The organism is Humidesulfovibrio idahonensis (assembly GCF_054657715.1).
On sequence record NZ_BAAHYE010000002.1, the window covers coordinates 934,583 to 949,552 of the forward strand.

The 14,970-nt window shown below is 57.2% G+C and carries 9 protein-coding genes and 1 other RNA gene; all 10 read right to left on the reverse strand.

What is annotated here, in order from left to right; genetic code table 11:
• Positions 1-17 precede the first annotated feature (17 nt).
• The 10 genes from ACYQ4W_RS04650 to ACYQ4W_RS04695 all read right to left on the reverse strand — a co-directional run bounded on the left by ACYQ4W_RS04650 (position 18) and on the right by ACYQ4W_RS04695 (position 14,786).
• On the reverse strand, positions 18-320 hold the full coding sequence (locus ACYQ4W_RS04650) for a BON domain-containing protein (RefSeq protein WP_459853407.1): 303 nt from the start codon (positions 318-320) through the stop codon (positions 18-20).
• A gap of 311 nt (positions 321-631) precedes the next feature.
• Positions 632-1,096 carry a response regulator gene (locus ACYQ4W_RS04655; RefSeq protein WP_459853409.1) on the reverse strand — a complete coding sequence of 155 codons (465 nt, stop codon included), beginning with the start codon at positions 1,094-1,096 and terminating at the stop codon, positions 632-634.
• 307 nt (positions 1,097-1,403) lie between these two features.
• Positions 1,404-2,813 carry an ROK family protein gene (locus ACYQ4W_RS04660; RefSeq protein WP_459853411.1) on the reverse strand — a complete coding sequence of 470 codons (1,410 nt, stop codon included), beginning with the start codon at positions 2,811-2,813 and terminating at the stop codon, positions 1,404-1,406.
• Positions 2,814-2,837: 24 nt separating this feature from the next.
• Positions 2,838-6,314 carry a class I SAM-dependent DNA methyltransferase gene (locus ACYQ4W_RS04665; protein ID WP_459853413.1) on the reverse strand — a complete coding sequence of 1,159 codons (3,477 nt, stop codon included), beginning with the start codon at positions 6,312-6,314 and terminating at the stop codon, positions 2,838-2,840.
• A 642-nt stretch (positions 6,315-6,956) separates the two neighbouring features.
• Positions 6,957-8,825, reverse strand: coding sequence for a YfjI family protein (locus ACYQ4W_RS04670; protein ID WP_459853415.1), 1,869 nt, complete (start codon positions 8,823-8,825; stop codon positions 6,957-6,959).
• 299 nt (positions 8,826-9,124) lie between these two features.
• Positions 9,125-9,823: a hypothetical protein gene (locus ACYQ4W_RS04675; protein WP_459853417.1), complete on the reverse strand. Its 699-nt coding sequence runs from the start codon at positions 9,821-9,823 to the stop codon at positions 9,125-9,127.
• Between the two features lie 107 nt (positions 9,824-9,930).
• Positions 9,931-11,151: a tyrosine-type recombinase/integrase gene (locus ACYQ4W_RS04680; RefSeq protein WP_459853419.1), complete on the reverse strand. Its 1,221-nt coding sequence runs from the start codon at positions 11,149-11,151 to the stop codon at positions 9,931-9,933.
• A 173-nt stretch (positions 11,152-11,324) separates the two neighbouring features.
• Positions 11,325-11,678: a transfer-messenger RNA gene (gene ssrA / locus ACYQ4W_RS04685) on the reverse strand.
• A 118-nt stretch (positions 11,679-11,796) separates the two neighbouring features.
• A complete protein-coding gene (locus ACYQ4W_RS04690; RefSeq protein WP_459853421.1) occupies positions 11,797-13,530 on the reverse strand; it encodes a GGDEF domain-containing protein in 1,734 nt (577 codons plus the stop codon).
• Positions 13,527-14,786, reverse strand: a complete 1,260-nt coding sequence (locus ACYQ4W_RS04695; protein ID WP_459853423.1) for a branched-chain amino acid ABC transporter substrate-binding protein — start codon at positions 14,784-14,786, stop codon at positions 13,527-13,529. The genes ACYQ4W_RS04690 and ACYQ4W_RS04695 overlap by 4 nt, the downstream gene beginning before the upstream one ends.
• Positions 14,787-14,970: the final 184 nt, after the last annotated feature.

Here is a 14,970-nt window from a genome sequence, read left to right on the forward strand (position 1 = left end):
CGGGCCCGCCTTCGACTTTAGCCGCCCGAGCGTATGGTGATGCGGCTTTCAACGGATTTCACTCCGGCAATGCCGCGCGCGATTTCCTCGGCCCGTTTCGCCTGGCTGAATTCTCGTGCGACACCGCCGAGAATGACAGCTCCATCGAATGTTTTGACATCGATTTGGATGCTGGCGAACGGAAACTCTTTGGCAAGGGCTTCATTTACTGCAAGGGTTATCGCAATGTCGCCGCTGGCTGCTTTGGGCCGGGTGCGCGCAACGATGACAGCAAGGACGACAAGGGCAACAAAGAGGATGATGGCCGTTTGCGCATTCATGTTCCACAACCTGTTGAAGGACCCGTTCCTGGTTTCGCGGCGTCAACGGGCTTGCCGCTGACCATTCCCGGACGCATGTGAGGCCCCCGTCGCCTTTGGCGGCAAGCTGCCTCTACCGCCAAAAGTGCCGGCGTGCCACTCTGTCAAAATCCCCTGATGCGCAGGGTGATAGCCGCTGCCAGGACCAGGAGCATTCCGACCAGAACAAGCCGCTGCACCATCGTCATGGCTTTCCATTGTTGCCAGAGCTTCAGCATGATTTCTCCTTCTCACGTGATGAAGCGGGGGAGGTGGCTCGAACGCTCGTCCTGTCAATTCCTTTTGCGCAACACCCCGTCAACCGCCGCCATAATCTCTTCGATGCAGACAGGTTTGGCAAGATATCGTTCTCCGTCGATGACGCCTCCGAAAGCCTTCGCGTCATCCTTGCTCATCAACCCCGTGAGGTAGATCACAGGAATATGCGCCGTCTGTGGCGTTTGGCTCAGCCGTTTGGAGCATTCCGCGCCAGTTATCAACGGCATCATCATGTCCAGAAGAATGACGTCCGGCAATAGTTCGCACGCCAGGGAGAAGCCCTCCTGCCCGCTGGAGGCCACATGGACGATGTATTTCTGGGTTCGTTCCAGACCACGCTTGACGGCAGCGCAAATGCTCCTGGAGTCATCAACGACGAGAAGTGTAATCTTGTGTTGCATGCCTCTACGTATCGTATTTTTCCCCAGTTTTCCATCCCTCGTCTTTGCCCGATCTTGATGGGTTTCAGTGTCTCTCACGGCATTTGTCCTTTCCACTTTCGCACTCAATCCGCAATGCCCTTCGGCACGTCTCCGGTCTTGGGTTGCGCTCCTTGATGCGCCGATGAGGCCACCCTGAAACAAAAACCCCGCTTTCGCGGGGTCTTGTGGACTTTAAAATTCTTGTCTGGATGATCTTTTTGTGGCGGAGTCAATTAAACATATGCTGCAATATACTATAATCGCGGCGTTTAATTATTGTGACTTTTGTGGTTGCCCCCAACGTTGCCCCCAAACATTAAAATGATTGTCTCCTGTCTTTAGATGTGTAATGTCCAAACAATATCTACCTTTTGTTATCCTTATTGCTCATGACAATATACCAAGTAATCATGACTGGTATCAAGGAGATCAAGCATATAAGAAGAGAATCTCTGAAATCGTTTCTCTTAAGCAAAGTGCATATCCAAAAACTTAAAAAAACAAGCGGAGAAATTACGGAAGCGATGCTACCAGCAAATGCGATGCATAGTTTGGAGTATGTTCCATTTCTCGACGGAGCCATGCTATCCCATTGCCATATCGCAAAATATGCAGCAAGAATAGATAGCCAAAAGCATAATGTAAATGATATTCCAACATATGGGAGGATTTCTCTGTAATGTGAAGCTTTTTCCTGTACATGTTCATCTGCGACAAACGATAGTATGTATGTATTTACAAGCACTGCGTTGACGCCAACGCACCAGCTCATCCTATGGTTTATTAAATCGTCCTCTTTTTCAATTCTACTTCTTGCTTGTTCATTCGAAAGGTAATCTAATTCATTGAAACCGGATGTCGCAATTTTGCTGAGAATTGAGGCTCCAATGATTCCAGAATTGTCTCCTAAAGACGGTTTAACAATATAGGATTGCATCATTGACGCTGAGTAGATGCCGTTTGATGGGTAATTGTTTAGTTTGGCAATGGCAAAGTTCCTTATCAATTCAAGAAAATATTCAGATCCAAGGGATCCACAATGGGATACGCCACCACCAATGATAATAATATTTGGCGAAATGGTGTATATAATATTAACAATTGCAGATGCTGTGTAGTTGGCAATTCTTTCCCAGGATCGTGAGGCAACGATATCGGAAGAAGGCTTACTCTCTCGTTTCTCAATTGCTGGACCAGAACAAAGCCCTTCCCAGCACGCTCCATGATACGGACAGTTCCCTCCTGGTTCATCACCGTCTATATGTGGGATACGTATGTGGCCCCCCTCGGGATGTAGTAGACCGTGCACTGGTTTACCATTTATCACTATTCCTACGCCAATCCCTGTTCCGATCGTAATATACACGACATTCGAAAGTCCCTTTCCTGCTCCAAAGTTTGATTCACCTAGAGCTGAGCCGTTGACATCCGTATCAATATTTACTGAGGCCGATGGAAATTGTTCATGTATGTTCGTAATGTAGTTAAAGTTTGTCCAGGCACTTTTAGGGGAATTTAGTATTGTGCCATATTGTTTCGAGCTTCTGTCAACACATATCGGTCCAAATGAAACAATTCCAAATGATACAATTTTGCAATTGAATTGATTTTCAATTTTTCTAAACCATTGCAGAACTTCTGGGAAAGTTGTCTCTGGATTTTTAGTGTCTATTCTTGTTGAATGTTTGGGCTCTTGTTGTTCGTCTATGGATGAATATACTGCACAGAAAAATTTAGTCCCGCCTGCTTCAATCGCACCATACAGTCGCTTCATTTTAGGCATACTCCTACCTTCACGCTAGTTTATATGGTAAGTTTTATCGGTGTCGGATGACACAAAGCCCTGAGCTGCCAGCGTTTCCAAAATTTCCTGCACCTTGGCGCGCGGGGCGCGGGCATAGGAGCGGGCCACCTGTTCCGCCGTTGCCGTGCCGCCAAGGGAGGCCAGCACCGAGCGCACGGCCTGGAACTGCTCCGGCAGGCTGGTGGGCCACAGGATCGGCGTCACCTTGGGCGCGCGCTTGGGCGTCTTGCCCTTCTTGGTCGGCTTGGCGGGCGTCTCGATTCCAAGCTTGGCCTGCTTGACCGGCTTCGTCTTGTCGCGGCACTGGTACTCGGGCCGCAGCCAGCGCACTATGCCCGATTTCTCTTCCTCCGCCCGCTCGTGATTGAGCGCCACCAGCCGGGCCAGAATGTCCGCCTCGGGCAGATCGGCGGGCCAGCCGTAGGCCTGCGCCACAGCAGCGTCCAGTTCGTCGTGCAGTTGGCGCAAAATGGCGACCAGGCCCTTTTCGTGGATGTCGCGTTCTTTGGCGGTCAGCTCCCGCCCGGCGCGCAGGGCCTCCAGCACGTTGTACATGCCCGTCAGGGTCACGTCCGGGTGCAGGGCTTGGCGGGCCTTGCGGTGGGCGTCCAGGCGCTCGCCAAGGTCGCGTATGCGTTCCTTCAGCTCCGGCGTGGGGTCGGGGAAGGGGAAGGTCTCGAAGCAGCGGGACTTATTATATCGTGGGTCATTGCCAACCCCAAGCCGCCCCCCCGCGGTCAAGGCCCAAGAAACATGGATGCGGCTGGAGAGAATCCCAAGGTCGAAAGCATCGGCGCTAGCGATGTTCACCAGCATGTTGTCTGGCAGTATGGTCGCGTCCAGGAATACGAAGAAGCGATGTTTGGCCGTCTCGGAGGTTGAAATGTAGCGCGGCAGGCCAGCCAAGGCCGGGCGAAGCGTTTCGCGTGGTTTGCCGAACAGCCACCATTTTGCCGCATATTGGGCCGAATCTTTTGAGCGGCTGGCGTTAACGTCCCGCTCCGGCTTCACCCGCTCCAGCACCCATTGATACACTTCCGGGTAACGCTCCCGCACGTCGTTTTCGGCAAGCCCCAAAAGATCAATGACCAACACGCCACGGGGCTTGTCCGCGAGGTCCCGGCCATGCCGGTACGGGCGGATATGCGCTTCAAGCCCAGGTATGCGCCCTAGGCCTAACGCGGCAGCTTCTTTCGGCGTAACGATGAAGCCTGCGCCATGTAGCTTGACCCCTGGGCAGCTCAAGTCCTCATTGGCAGTGAGCGGGACCGCTCCGGCCACGTCCGCGCCTATGGTCAAATCCGCATTGATGCGCCCAACCTGTTCGGCAAAGGTCACGTGCATTTCCGGGCCGTCGGTCGGGGTCTCGGAGACGACGGAAGCCAGGGTGCCGTCTAAGGTGCCCGGCACGCCCACGGTCATGGAGATTCGCACGGCTGCCCCGCCTGCGGCGTCCACCCATGGGTGATCCGGCACGGCAAAGGCCAGAGACAAGGGCGGGGTTGCGGCAAGATGCAAGGCCGTGACGCGGCGGTTGAAGACCTGGCCAAGGCTGTTGGTCGTAATGAAGCCGAAGCGCCGGGCGGATTTGCCCCCCCGCACGATGCTTGCAGCCTTGTGCCACCAGTACATGACGAAATCGCAGGCCTCGGGCAGGTCGGTGTAGCACTTGGCCAAGGCGTCGAAATAGCCGGAGCCGAGGGCCGCGCGCTTCATGCCGCCGCCGATGAATGGCGGGTTGCCCACGATGAAATCCGCCTCGGGCCAGCTCGCCGGGCGAGGCTTCTCATACACCAGCTCTTCCACCTGCGCGCTCTCGTCCGGCACGTCGCGGCCCGTCACCGGGTCCACCTTCATGGTGTGCCCGTCCCAACGGCTTATGGCCTTGCCGTGCCCGTCCGTGGCCGTGCGGAACTTGTCATACTCCAGCACGGCGTCGCGGCATTCGATGTTGTGAAAGCTGCGGATGATCGGCTCTTGCGGCTCTTCCATCTTGCCGTGGGTGCGGTAGAACCACTGCCAATAGCCTATCCAGAGCACCATTTCCGCAATGTGCGCGGCGCGCGGGTTGATCTCCAACCCCAGGAACTGGTGCGGGTCAACATCCTGCAATTTGCCCTGATACGCGCCGTAGGACTTGGCTTCCGCCTCAACCTCGCTTTCCAGGCGCTTCATGTGCTCAAGCGTGACATACAGGAAGTTGCCGGAGCCGCAGGCCGGGTCCAGCACGCGCACGCTGCGCAAGCGGTCCAGAAAGGCCAGAATCTCCGCCTGCGCCTCGGGCAGCTTGCCTTGGTCCGCAAGAAGCTTTGCCGCGCCCTGGACGTCGTGCCAGTCCGCGCGCAAGGGGTAAATGACCGTGGGCAGCACGAGGCGCTCCACATAGGCGCGGGGCGTGTAGTGCGCGCCAAGCTTGTGGCGGTCGCGTGTGGTGAGGGCGCGCTCAAGCAAGGTGCCGAAAATGGCGGGCTCCACTTCGCGCCAATCGGCCTTGGCCGCAGCAAGCAAAATGGCGATGTGCTCCCCGGACAGGGCCAAGGCCTCGGGCAGGGCGAACACGTTGCCGTTGAACCGGCGCAGCTTCTCGCCAAGGGCCACGGACACTTCGCCCGCGTTCATGGCGGTCCAGAGGTCATGCACCAGCGGAGGGAACAGCTCCGGCTTCCCGGCGGCGCGGCTCAATATGTCCTGAAAGCTGTTGGCAGGGAGCAAGCCCACGTCTTCCGCAAACATGGTGAACAGGCAGCGTATGAGAAATGCCGCGACCTTTTCCGGCGCATGGCCCGCAGCCTCCAGGGCGCTTGCAAGCTTGGCCAGGTAGTCGGCAATTTCCGTGGTGACGCGGGCGGCGCGGCGCGAAGGGTCGAGGGAAAACGGGTCGATCCAGAGGGCGCGGAAAAAGTCCTGCACTTCCTCCCTGGCCAGATCCTCCAGCTTGATTCGGCTGGTGCGCTGGTCGGGGAAGGGAATGTAAATGCCGCCGGTGCAGGAAAATTCGGCGTAGATATCGAAACAAAAGCCCACGTCCGCCACGATGATGAAGGGCGGGCGGCCCTCTGCCACGGGCAGCACGCGCACGTACTGTTCGGCCTGCCGCTTGGCGCGGGCCATTGTGTCTTCCCAGGCGCGGGAGCCGCGTTTGACGGCGGAAGACTTGGTAAGGCCCTGCATGGGCAGCGAGAGCGGCGTCTTTGTGACGACTTCCTGGCCTTGCTTGGACTCCAGCACAAAGCAGCCGCGCTTGTAGAGGTCCAGGCGCTTCAGCTCGGTCTTGCCGCCGCCAATGGGCACATGGACTTTGCGCTCAAAGCAATAGGCGTTGCTTTCGTTGGTGGAACGGGCGGGCTCGGGGTGCTCCAGGCCCAACAATGTGCAAAGGTCTTTCAAAAAGGGCTGGGAGTTCGCCAACTCGTTGCCGCCAGAGGCGGACCAGCGTTCGATAAAGGCGGCAACGGCGGTGGAATCAGGCATGGCGGCGGCAACTCCCTTTGTTGACGGGACTGTACAGAAAGCCGCGTTGCCTGGCTAGGGGGCTGAAGGCTCATGCCTTTCTGTTTCTTGTGCCGATTTATGTTCCTGGCATTGAAGACCGAACTTTTTCCCTCCATTTTGACATAGCGCGCAGATGAGAGCTCACCCGGTCTCGGGGGCAAAAATCCAAACTTTTTACCTCCCCCCTGCCTGCCGGTCATGCCCTGTCTGAAGCGTGCCGCGTGTGGCCTGGAGCCAGGGCCTCCTTTGCACTATGCGATAAACAGCATTTTGTGGGATTCTGTGGTATTTTGTTCCAGCAATGCAACGTTTGCTAGTTATGGAACATATTAAACTTCGGCAATACCGTTTGGAAGTATGAAGGCAGCTCCTCAAAGCAAGGAAGAAGACAATAAAGCCTACATTTGCAGAGGGCTACGGTCTTTGAGGCTCACTCGGGACATGCCTCAGGATCTCAGGCTGGGCTCAAACGTTGGTTGAGAGATGGGGAGTGGAGCGGTCTCGCATAATTCGCAGTATTCGCAGAATGCCCAGTTTGCACAGCCTAGGCGTTCTGCGAATACTGCGAATATAGCGAATTGGGGTTGCCCCCGACTTGGCTCAGTCGTTCTCTAGCTCGGGTTATCTGGTGCCTCCATAAGCCAACGGGTTGACGTCATAGCGCGGGGAAGGGGCACGACCAGATTTCCCCGGCGTGCGCTCCTGGGTTGGAGCCAGAAATATATATGCCCGTTCCTCCAAGACGGAGAGCCCGGCCTTCACCAACTCCATTTTGGGGTAGCGGCCCTTTACCTTTTCAAAGGCATCCCTTGCCTGGAAGGTTTCTATGCGACGGTCCACTAACCACGCCAGGATATGCTTTGCGCATTCTGTGTCCGGGTCGGTGCCCATAAGGGCAAAAGTCGCCTTGGCGTGTTCTATGAGCACTCTCGCAAGCCCGAGAGCCTGTTGCATGGTTTTGAGGGTGATCGGCTGCATCTGGGGGGCGTCGTGCTCTACGAGATGCAGAAGACCGGCGAGGCGGGCAGCGGCTCCATGAAGCTTGCCGCCCCAATCCGCAATCTGTTCCAACTCTCCACCCCGGCCCAATGCCGCTTCAACATCATAGTGAAAGTTCACCCATTCGCGGTAGGCTTCCGGCGATAGCTGTAACAGGTAAGACGTGAGTTTTCCGCTGGAATCCAAGGCCCACGGCAAGCTTAGAAGCGTGCGAATTTTTGCCGCATAACGCTCTTGGAAGGCTTTGGGGATGCTTTCAGGTTCAACCTTTCTGTGCCCGACTCTGCTTTGTGGCAACAGAAACAGGAAGCGTCCCAAAAGGCCCCGACCACGAAAGCCAGGCTTATCCGCAAGGCCACGGACAATTTCAGGCTGAGGGGAGAGGCAAATGGTCAACGCTGGATTATGGAGCACGACAGGCGGCCCATTTTTGCGGTCAACGTGAACGGCTTCCCCGGACCAACATTTCAGCACAGCGTCAAGGTTCGGAATTCCTTTTGAATAGCGACCTGCAAGGATATCAAACAAGCCGCCTTCAGCTTCAATGATGCCTGCCCGCTCTTGCTGCTTCTCCATGAAAGCGGGGATTGCCTCCGGCGTCACGTCATCAATCAGCAGCCGGGGCGCGGCGGGCACTTCGGGCAGTTCCGCTTCAAGCGCCTTGATTTCATCTATGAGGGCGCGGCGGTCCTCTGCCGTCTTGGCGTTGCCCGCTTTGGCCCGCTTGGCTTCAATGGCCTTTTCCAGCGTCTTGCGTTCGCTCAGGGTGTTGCGGATGCTCTCCCTCGCCTCCTCCTGCGCTTCTGCTTCCCATTCTGAGAGCGGGCGCTTGCAGATTTCCGCCGTGCCGCTTTTACGCTCTCCAGGGGGCAGGGCCGCGAGGGCATAAATGCTCACAGGCTCCATGTAATCCGGGCGTACTTCCACCTTGAACTTGCGCTGCCCCGCCACCGCCACACAAGACAAGGCATTGATGAGCACCAGCTCAAGGGGCACTTGCAGGCCTTCAGACACGGCTCCGCAAAATTTACTCAAGAGCGGTGGCAACATGGTGGGGTCAACATTCGGGAGATTTGGGATATCAAATCGAACTGGCAGAACTGGAGCCTCTCGCGTTGCCCCTAGCGTGGCCGCTTCAGTCAATTGGCCCTGCACAACCTCCATCCCTTCCGCTTGGATGAGTTCCGCAAGATCGCAAGCCTCACCAGACGCACGGCGAGGAGTGAACACATGGCCTTGCACAGCATCCGCCGCCCGAGCGGCTTCACCGGATGATCTCGAAAGAGAGTCAGAAACGAGGATAAGACTCCGGGTTGGCTTTAATGCTCGGAGCATGCTTGCCGCATCCAACAAGCAAAAGTTGCCCGGCTCCCAGCATTCATAGCCCGTGATCGCGGAAACTTGGCTTTGTGTTGCTATGTCTTGAGCAATAAAAAATGGGCCGTCTGGTTTATCGCTTCCCCAACAACATGGGGCGTGCTGGAGAGTCATGATCTAACCTGCCGTAGTGGAAAGGCGTTCCACTAAGGCCAAAAGATCCCTGCCTCGCCAGCATGTCATCCGTTCCCCCAGGCGTACGGGCTTAGGGAAGCGACCGGACTTCACACCGGCCCACCACGTTGCGGGGCTAACGTCTATGAGCGGCGGACCGCCTGTCTTGGTGCGGACGATGGATTTGATGCGATAAAGGCCGTTTGGGTCAATGCGTGAGGTTTGCATGATTCAATATCCTCCGAGGTTGAATTTCCTCGGAAGCTATTGGAGCGATTCAGGGAGAGGATCCCAGGAACTCACTTCTGGGGATTTTTTTTCAGCTCTTTTCTTGCCTTTGTTAAATGGTTTGCAAGCGTTTTGAATGAGGCTGAATATATTTCGCTTCCCGTTTTGGCCTCTCGAATGGTTAGCAGATCGTCTGCAACGCCAGCCATAACGGAAACCTCAATTATGCTTTTGTCTAATTGTATAAATTGGCATGGCTGCACTGAGAAAATAGTCCATAAATCTTTTGCCTGGGCTTCTGGATTATTTCTTAACATCTTAAATATAACACTATCTAAGCATAACGCGGTCCTCTTCAACCCTCCCTTGCGTCTGCCCGTTTGTCTGGCGATTTCTATTGATTCAAAGTGTGTTAATGCTGCTTGGGCTTGTTCCGATAGCAAGTCCTTAAAGACAGGGCGTAAAGCCTCAACGGCGTTATGGCCGGTCACTTCATGTATGATTTCTATTAGTGAGAATACTTCACTAAGCGCATCAATTAATGCAAGGCCTTCATTCCAGTGGCGACAAGCGTCCCGTTCGTGGTGACAGTCGCTTGTGTCTGAAAGGCTGAGTGGTGAAAATTCCGGAGATAAAGCAGCTTTAATACGTGTCACGTATGATTCGAGAAACTCTTGCGCTAACTCTCTACCCACAGGATTCTGGCAGTTTAAATAGCTCTCTAAAATGTCGAGCTGCTCCTGTAGGTCGTCGCTGTGATAGAAGATCATCGGGCCCCCCCCATTTCCTTCCCTTGGCTGAATACCGAAGGCTACGCAGCCAGGGGCGTGGCTCTTCAGAGATGCTCAAATCATAGTCCAAGTCTTAAGAAGAAAATCTACTCCCCGTCCCTCGCCTTGAACATCGGCAAGACCTTGCCCCCGTCCCTTAATGCGTCCAGGTGGTCCGCCCAAGCCTGCATCATCTTCCGCCGCTCCGGCAGGAACTCCGCAAAGTTATATGCCGCTCGCACGTTGTTTCTTTCCGCGTGGGCAAGTTGGCGCTCTATGGCATCCCGATTCCAGCCAAGCTCATTCAGGAGTGTTGAGGCCATAGAGCGGAAGCCGTGGCCCGTCATTTCTTCCTTGGTGTAGCCAAGGCGGCGCAGGGCAGCGGTAACGGTATTCTCGCTCATGGGGCGTTCTGAAGTGCGCTCTGACGGGAACACGTAGCGGCCCGAGCCAGTGAGGGGGCGCAGTTCTTCCAGCACAGCCAAGGCTTGCCGGGAGAGCGGGACAACGTGCTGAGTGCGCATCTTCATCTTCGCCGCCGGGATGCGCCATTCTGCGGCCTCCGCATTGATCTCGGACCATTCGGCGTGGCGCAGCTCACCAGGGCGGACAAACACCAGGGGAGCCAGCCGCAGGGCGCAGCGGGTAACGAGAGAGCCCGAGTAATCTTCTATGGTTCGCAAGAGGGCCGCGACGTCCTTAGGGTCGGTGACGCTGGCATGATGCTTTTCGTTGGTGGGGGAGAGCGCCCCGCGAAGGTCGCGTGTGGGGTCCGAATCGGCCAAGCCAGACGCCACTGCATAGCGAAACACCATGCCGATGTTGCCCACAAGGCGGTGGGCCGTCTCAATCGCCCCGCGCGCTTCAACGCGGCGGGCCACGGACAGAACTTCGAGAGGAAGGATTTCACGGATTGGACGATGCCCGAGCCAGGGGAAGGCATCTTGCGAAAGGCTTGTCAGAATGCGGGCAGCGTGGCCGGGCGTCCAAGAGGGGGTGAATTTCTCATGCCATTGGCGGGCCACAAGCTCAAAGGTTTCAGTCTCGGCTTGCTGTTCGGCTTTGGAGGCCTTGCGCACATTTGACGGGTCTGTGCCTTCCGCCAATAGCCGCCGTGCTTCGTCTCGCCGGTCCCGCGCTTGTGCAAGCGAAGTCTCAGGGTAAACGCCAAGGGACAGCCGACGTTCCTTGCCCCCAAAACGATACTTGAGCCGCCACCATTTGCCACCTGCGGGGGCAACTTCAAGATACAACCCGCCGCCGTCGAATAACCGTATGGGTTTTGAGGCGGGTTTAGCGTTTTTTATCTCGGTGTTAGTTAGCGGCATGGGGGCAACTCCAAGCTTGTTTGGGGATAACTTTCACTGTTGCCCCCATTGTTGCCCCCAGTTGCCCCCGGATGTCAATATTCCTTATCGGACGGTATTAGGCCATATGGAAACAAAAAACCCCGCTTTCGCGGGGTCTTGTGGACTTTAAAATTCTTGTCTGGATGATCTTTTGGTGGAGGCGGAGGGAATTGAACCCTCGTCCGAGAACGCTTTGCGCGCGGCGTCTACAGGTTTAGAGCAAGTACAATTCTCGTCGCATCATTCGCCCTTGCTCAGGCATAATGCGACATGTCCGCCTTGTGCCGCGTGCATACGGCGGACGCCATTTGCACGCCGTCCCGATGGGTTTTGTCGATCCCTAAAACGTATCGGACGTCAGTTAGAGGAATCGTGACTGGTTATTAAGCAGCCAGAGCGTAATCGTAGTCGTTGGCACTTGAGTGCTTGCCGCTTTTTACGAGGCCAGCGGCGCCTCGACCTGCTGCCACGGCATCGACAGTCCCCGTCGAAACCGGTGCGCCCCCTTTCAAAGATCGCTTGAGACTCCACAGAGTATAAGTCTGAAAAACCCCGTGGCAAGGGCCGGACAGGCCCAAGCTGTTCAGAATGCCTGGGCAGAGGTTTTCTGTCAAGGAATATGGCCTAGTGCAGCGCAAAGGAGGATTTGCCCCCCACGCGGTTGCGGCCAGATTCCTTGGCGCGGTACAGCGCTTCATCCGCCCGTTGGATGAGGCTCAGGACATCGTCCCCCTCCTGCCAGGCCGTGACGCCGAAGCTGGAGGTCACCTGGCCCACCTGCCTGAAGTCGTTGCGCTCCAACTCGGAGCGATAGCGTTCCGCCAACGTTGAAACGACGGTCAGATTGGTCTCCGGGCAGATGATGAGGAACTCCTCGCCTCCCCAGCGGCCCACGATGTCGGTTTCGCGGGCGTTTTTCGTCAGCAGGGTGGAAAGCTCGATGAGCACGGAATCGCCAACCTGATGCCCGTACGTGTCGTTGACGGTTTTGAAGTGGTCCACATCCAGAATGATGACGGCGAATATCTTACCGTAGCGCCGCGCGCGCAGAATTTCGGATTGCAGGGTTGTCTCAAGCTTGCGGCGATTGGCCAAGCCGGTGAGCTTATCCGTGACGGAGAGCACCTCCAGCGTCTGGTTCTTGTCGTCCAGCTCCTTGACAAGATCCTCAAGCCGGTCCCGTGCTTCGGTGAGTTCCTGAGTGCGCTGCTGGACCATCTCCTCCAGGTTGCCCACAAGCTGCTGCATGCGTCCGGACATGTCGTTGAAGCTGGCGGCCAGCACGCCCACCTCGTCGTTGGAGTCGCTTGTGACGCAGGCCCGGAGATTGCCGGCGCGCATTTCCTCGGCGCTGCGCGTCAGGGCGACGATTTTGCGGGTGATGCTGGCATGAATGATCGCGGCGATGAGCAGCACGAAGACGATGCCGGTGACGGCGGTGCCGACGATGATGAGCATGGACAGGCGGCTGGCGGTGGAAATTCGGTGCCGTGCGCGGTCGACCTCTGCCGTGGCCAGGGTCTTGAGGTTGGCGGAAATGGGATCGACAGCCTTGGCTTGCAGGGTGAAGTCGTTGAGCTTGCTGCGGATCGCAACGTCGACGTCCGGTATCTTGTGCGCAATCTCGACATATTCCCGGAGCAGGCGCTCTGCGTCCTTCCAGTCCTGCCCGGTTCCGCCGGTTCTGGCGTGCAGCGCTTCGCGCAGCTCAAAGCAGGCGTTCAAGGCGGACTGCATGTCCGGGCGCTGGCGCGTGACCATGTACTTGCGCTGATAGGCCACGAGCTGCCGGAAAGGCATCAGGGTCGCGGCCGAGCCGTTTGCGGCGCTCTCTAGCTGGGCCTCGATGTCTGAAAGCTGGCTTTCGAGCCCGGTGCCGGGCGCGGCAAGAACGGTGACGAGATCCACAAGCTCGCGGAAGATGTCTGCGAATCTGCGCGCGGTGGAAAGGTACAGGGTCAGGTCGTTGTTGCGTTCCCGCAGGGCGTCGCTCACTTGCGAACCTTCGATGAGCCGCTTGAGCTCCTCGCTGGTGGCCACCACGTGGGCGATGATCTCCGTGGAGGGCTTGAAGTAGAGTTCCTGCGCGGACAGAAAGCCGATGTTCGGATATTGCAGGAAGAAGTCCCGGTGCAGGCGCCGGGCCTTTTCCAGGTCGCCGTCCATTTCAAAAACGCGCTGGCGTATCTCCACGCTGGAAAGAATGACCGTCTCGGCCTTGCGCACGTCGTACAGCGCCACAAGGCTCACGACCGCCTCCACCAGAATCATCCCCAGCAGGAGGAAGAAGACGAGGGCAAACTTGGCGGTGATGCCCAGGTTCTGCCAAGTGAGCACGAGGCGGCGCAGAAGCTTCATGGCGTTGGTTCGTAGGTAAACAGGACGTTCGCCTTCAGCCCCTCAACGCCATCCGCGGGATTCTTGAGGCGCAGCACGTTGAAACGCGGCGGCGCGCAGTCGCCGAATTCGTCGCAGGTCATCTTGGCGCCGACGCCCTTGTGGTCGCGCGTGGAGTAGAGCGCGTCGCGCAAGGCCTGGCGGCCGATGCGCACAGTTCCTGCCGCATCCTTCTTTGCGGCGTTCTCTATGGCCCTGAAGAGGATCTCCGCGGCGTCGTATGCGCTGACATAATAGAAGGTTGAGGGAGCGGCCTTGTAGCGTTCCTGATAGTCCCGCAGCAAGGCGTCCATTTCCAGCGACTTGCGGGGCGGGGTGGGGCCGACGAAATACATGCCCACGGCCGCGCTTTTGACCGAATCGATGAAGCTCTGTTCGATGAGCGAACCGTCGCTCATGAGCACGGTGCGCTTGAGGGCCGGATCTTTTCTGGCCTGCAGCAGCAGGTAGTTGCCTTCCGGCTGGAACAGCGGAAAGAAGATCAGCTCGGCCTTGGCGTTGGTTACGGCGGTGAGCACCGGGCCCATGTTCGTGTCCGCCTTGTTCACCGTGGCGGCAAGAACGATTTCTCCGCCGAGCTCCTTGAATTTTGCGGCAAACCCGTCGGTCAGTCCACGGGTGTACAGATCGCCGTCGTTGATTGTGGCGGCTTTGCGGATGCCCAACTTCTCGTACGCGAAAGTGGCCGCGGCCGGACCGGAGGATTCCTCGTTGGGGGCGGTGCGGAAAAAGCCGGGCTGCCATTTGGGCGCCTTGTGGCCCCCCATGCTGGTGAGAAACGAAGCGGAATTGTTGCCGGAGATCATGGAAAGCCCGGCCTTGGACATGACTTCCGAGGCCGTGGCCGCGTCGCCGGAGCAGGTGGTGCCGAAGATGGCCACGACTGACGGGTCGGCCACAATTTTGAGTGCCGCGTTGGCGCCGCCCTCGGGCTGGCAGCCGGTGTCTTCCACTTGCAGCGAGACCTCGCGTCCCAGCAATTTGCCGTGCCTGCGCGCCAGGGCGAGCTCAAACCCGCGCATCTGCTCCTGGCCCAGGGGGGCCACTTTGCCGCTCAACGATTGGATGACGCCTATTTTGAGCGGCGCCCCGGGGGCGATCTCCACGCAGGTGATCGGGTCGACACAGGGCTTGCGGTCGGCATCGCTGGAGCAGGCCGCAAGCAAAGCAATGGTTATGAAGAGAAAAAGCCTGGCGTGGCTGCGGATCGCGAGCATAATTTCCTGAGCGCATGGTGGCTATCGTTCTGCCATGCCTGCTCCTTACCTCTGGGGGGAGGGGAAGCGGCCCGGCCGTTGGCTTCAGTGTTGTCCTGGAGCAGAGCATTCCACTCGCTGCAGAGTGGGTATCCATGCGTAATCAAATTCTCGCTTTAATACCACACAATTTCTACACCCGCAT

What these genes read in the sequence shown, in the direction of transcription:
- ACYQ4W_RS04650 (WP_459853407.1), bottom strand. Translation starts at nt 320, where the DNA reads ATGAATGCGCAAACGGCCATCATCCTCTTTGTTGCCCTTGTCGTCCTT.
- ACYQ4W_RS04660 (WP_459853411.1), bottom strand. Translation starts at nt 2,813, where the DNA reads ATGAAGCGACTGTATGGTGCGATTGAAGCAGGCGGGACTAAATTTTTC.
- ACYQ4W_RS04665 (WP_459853413.1), bottom strand. Translation starts at nt 6,314, where the DNA reads ATGCCTGATTCCACCGCCGTTGCCGCCTTTATCGAACGCTGGTCCGCC.
- ACYQ4W_RS04670 (WP_459853415.1), bottom strand. Translation starts at nt 8,825, where the DNA reads ATGACTCTCCAGCACGCCCCATGTTGTTGGGGAAGCGATAAACCAGAC.
- ACYQ4W_RS04675 (WP_459853417.1), bottom strand. Translation starts at nt 9,823, where the DNA reads ATGATCTTCTATCACAGCGACGACCTACAGGAGCAGCTCGACATTTTA.
- ACYQ4W_RS04680 (WP_459853419.1), bottom strand. Translation starts at nt 11,151, where the DNA reads ATGCCGCTAACTAACACCGAGATAAAAAACGCTAAACCCGCCTCAAAA.
- ACYQ4W_RS04690 (WP_459853421.1), bottom strand. Translation starts at nt 13,530, where the DNA reads ATGAAGCTTCTGCGCCGCCTCGTGCTCACTTGGCAGAACCTGGGCATC.
- ACYQ4W_RS04695 (WP_459853423.1), bottom strand. Translation starts at nt 14,786, where the DNA reads ATGCTCGCGATCCGCAGCCACGCCAGGCTTTTTCTCTTCATAACCATT.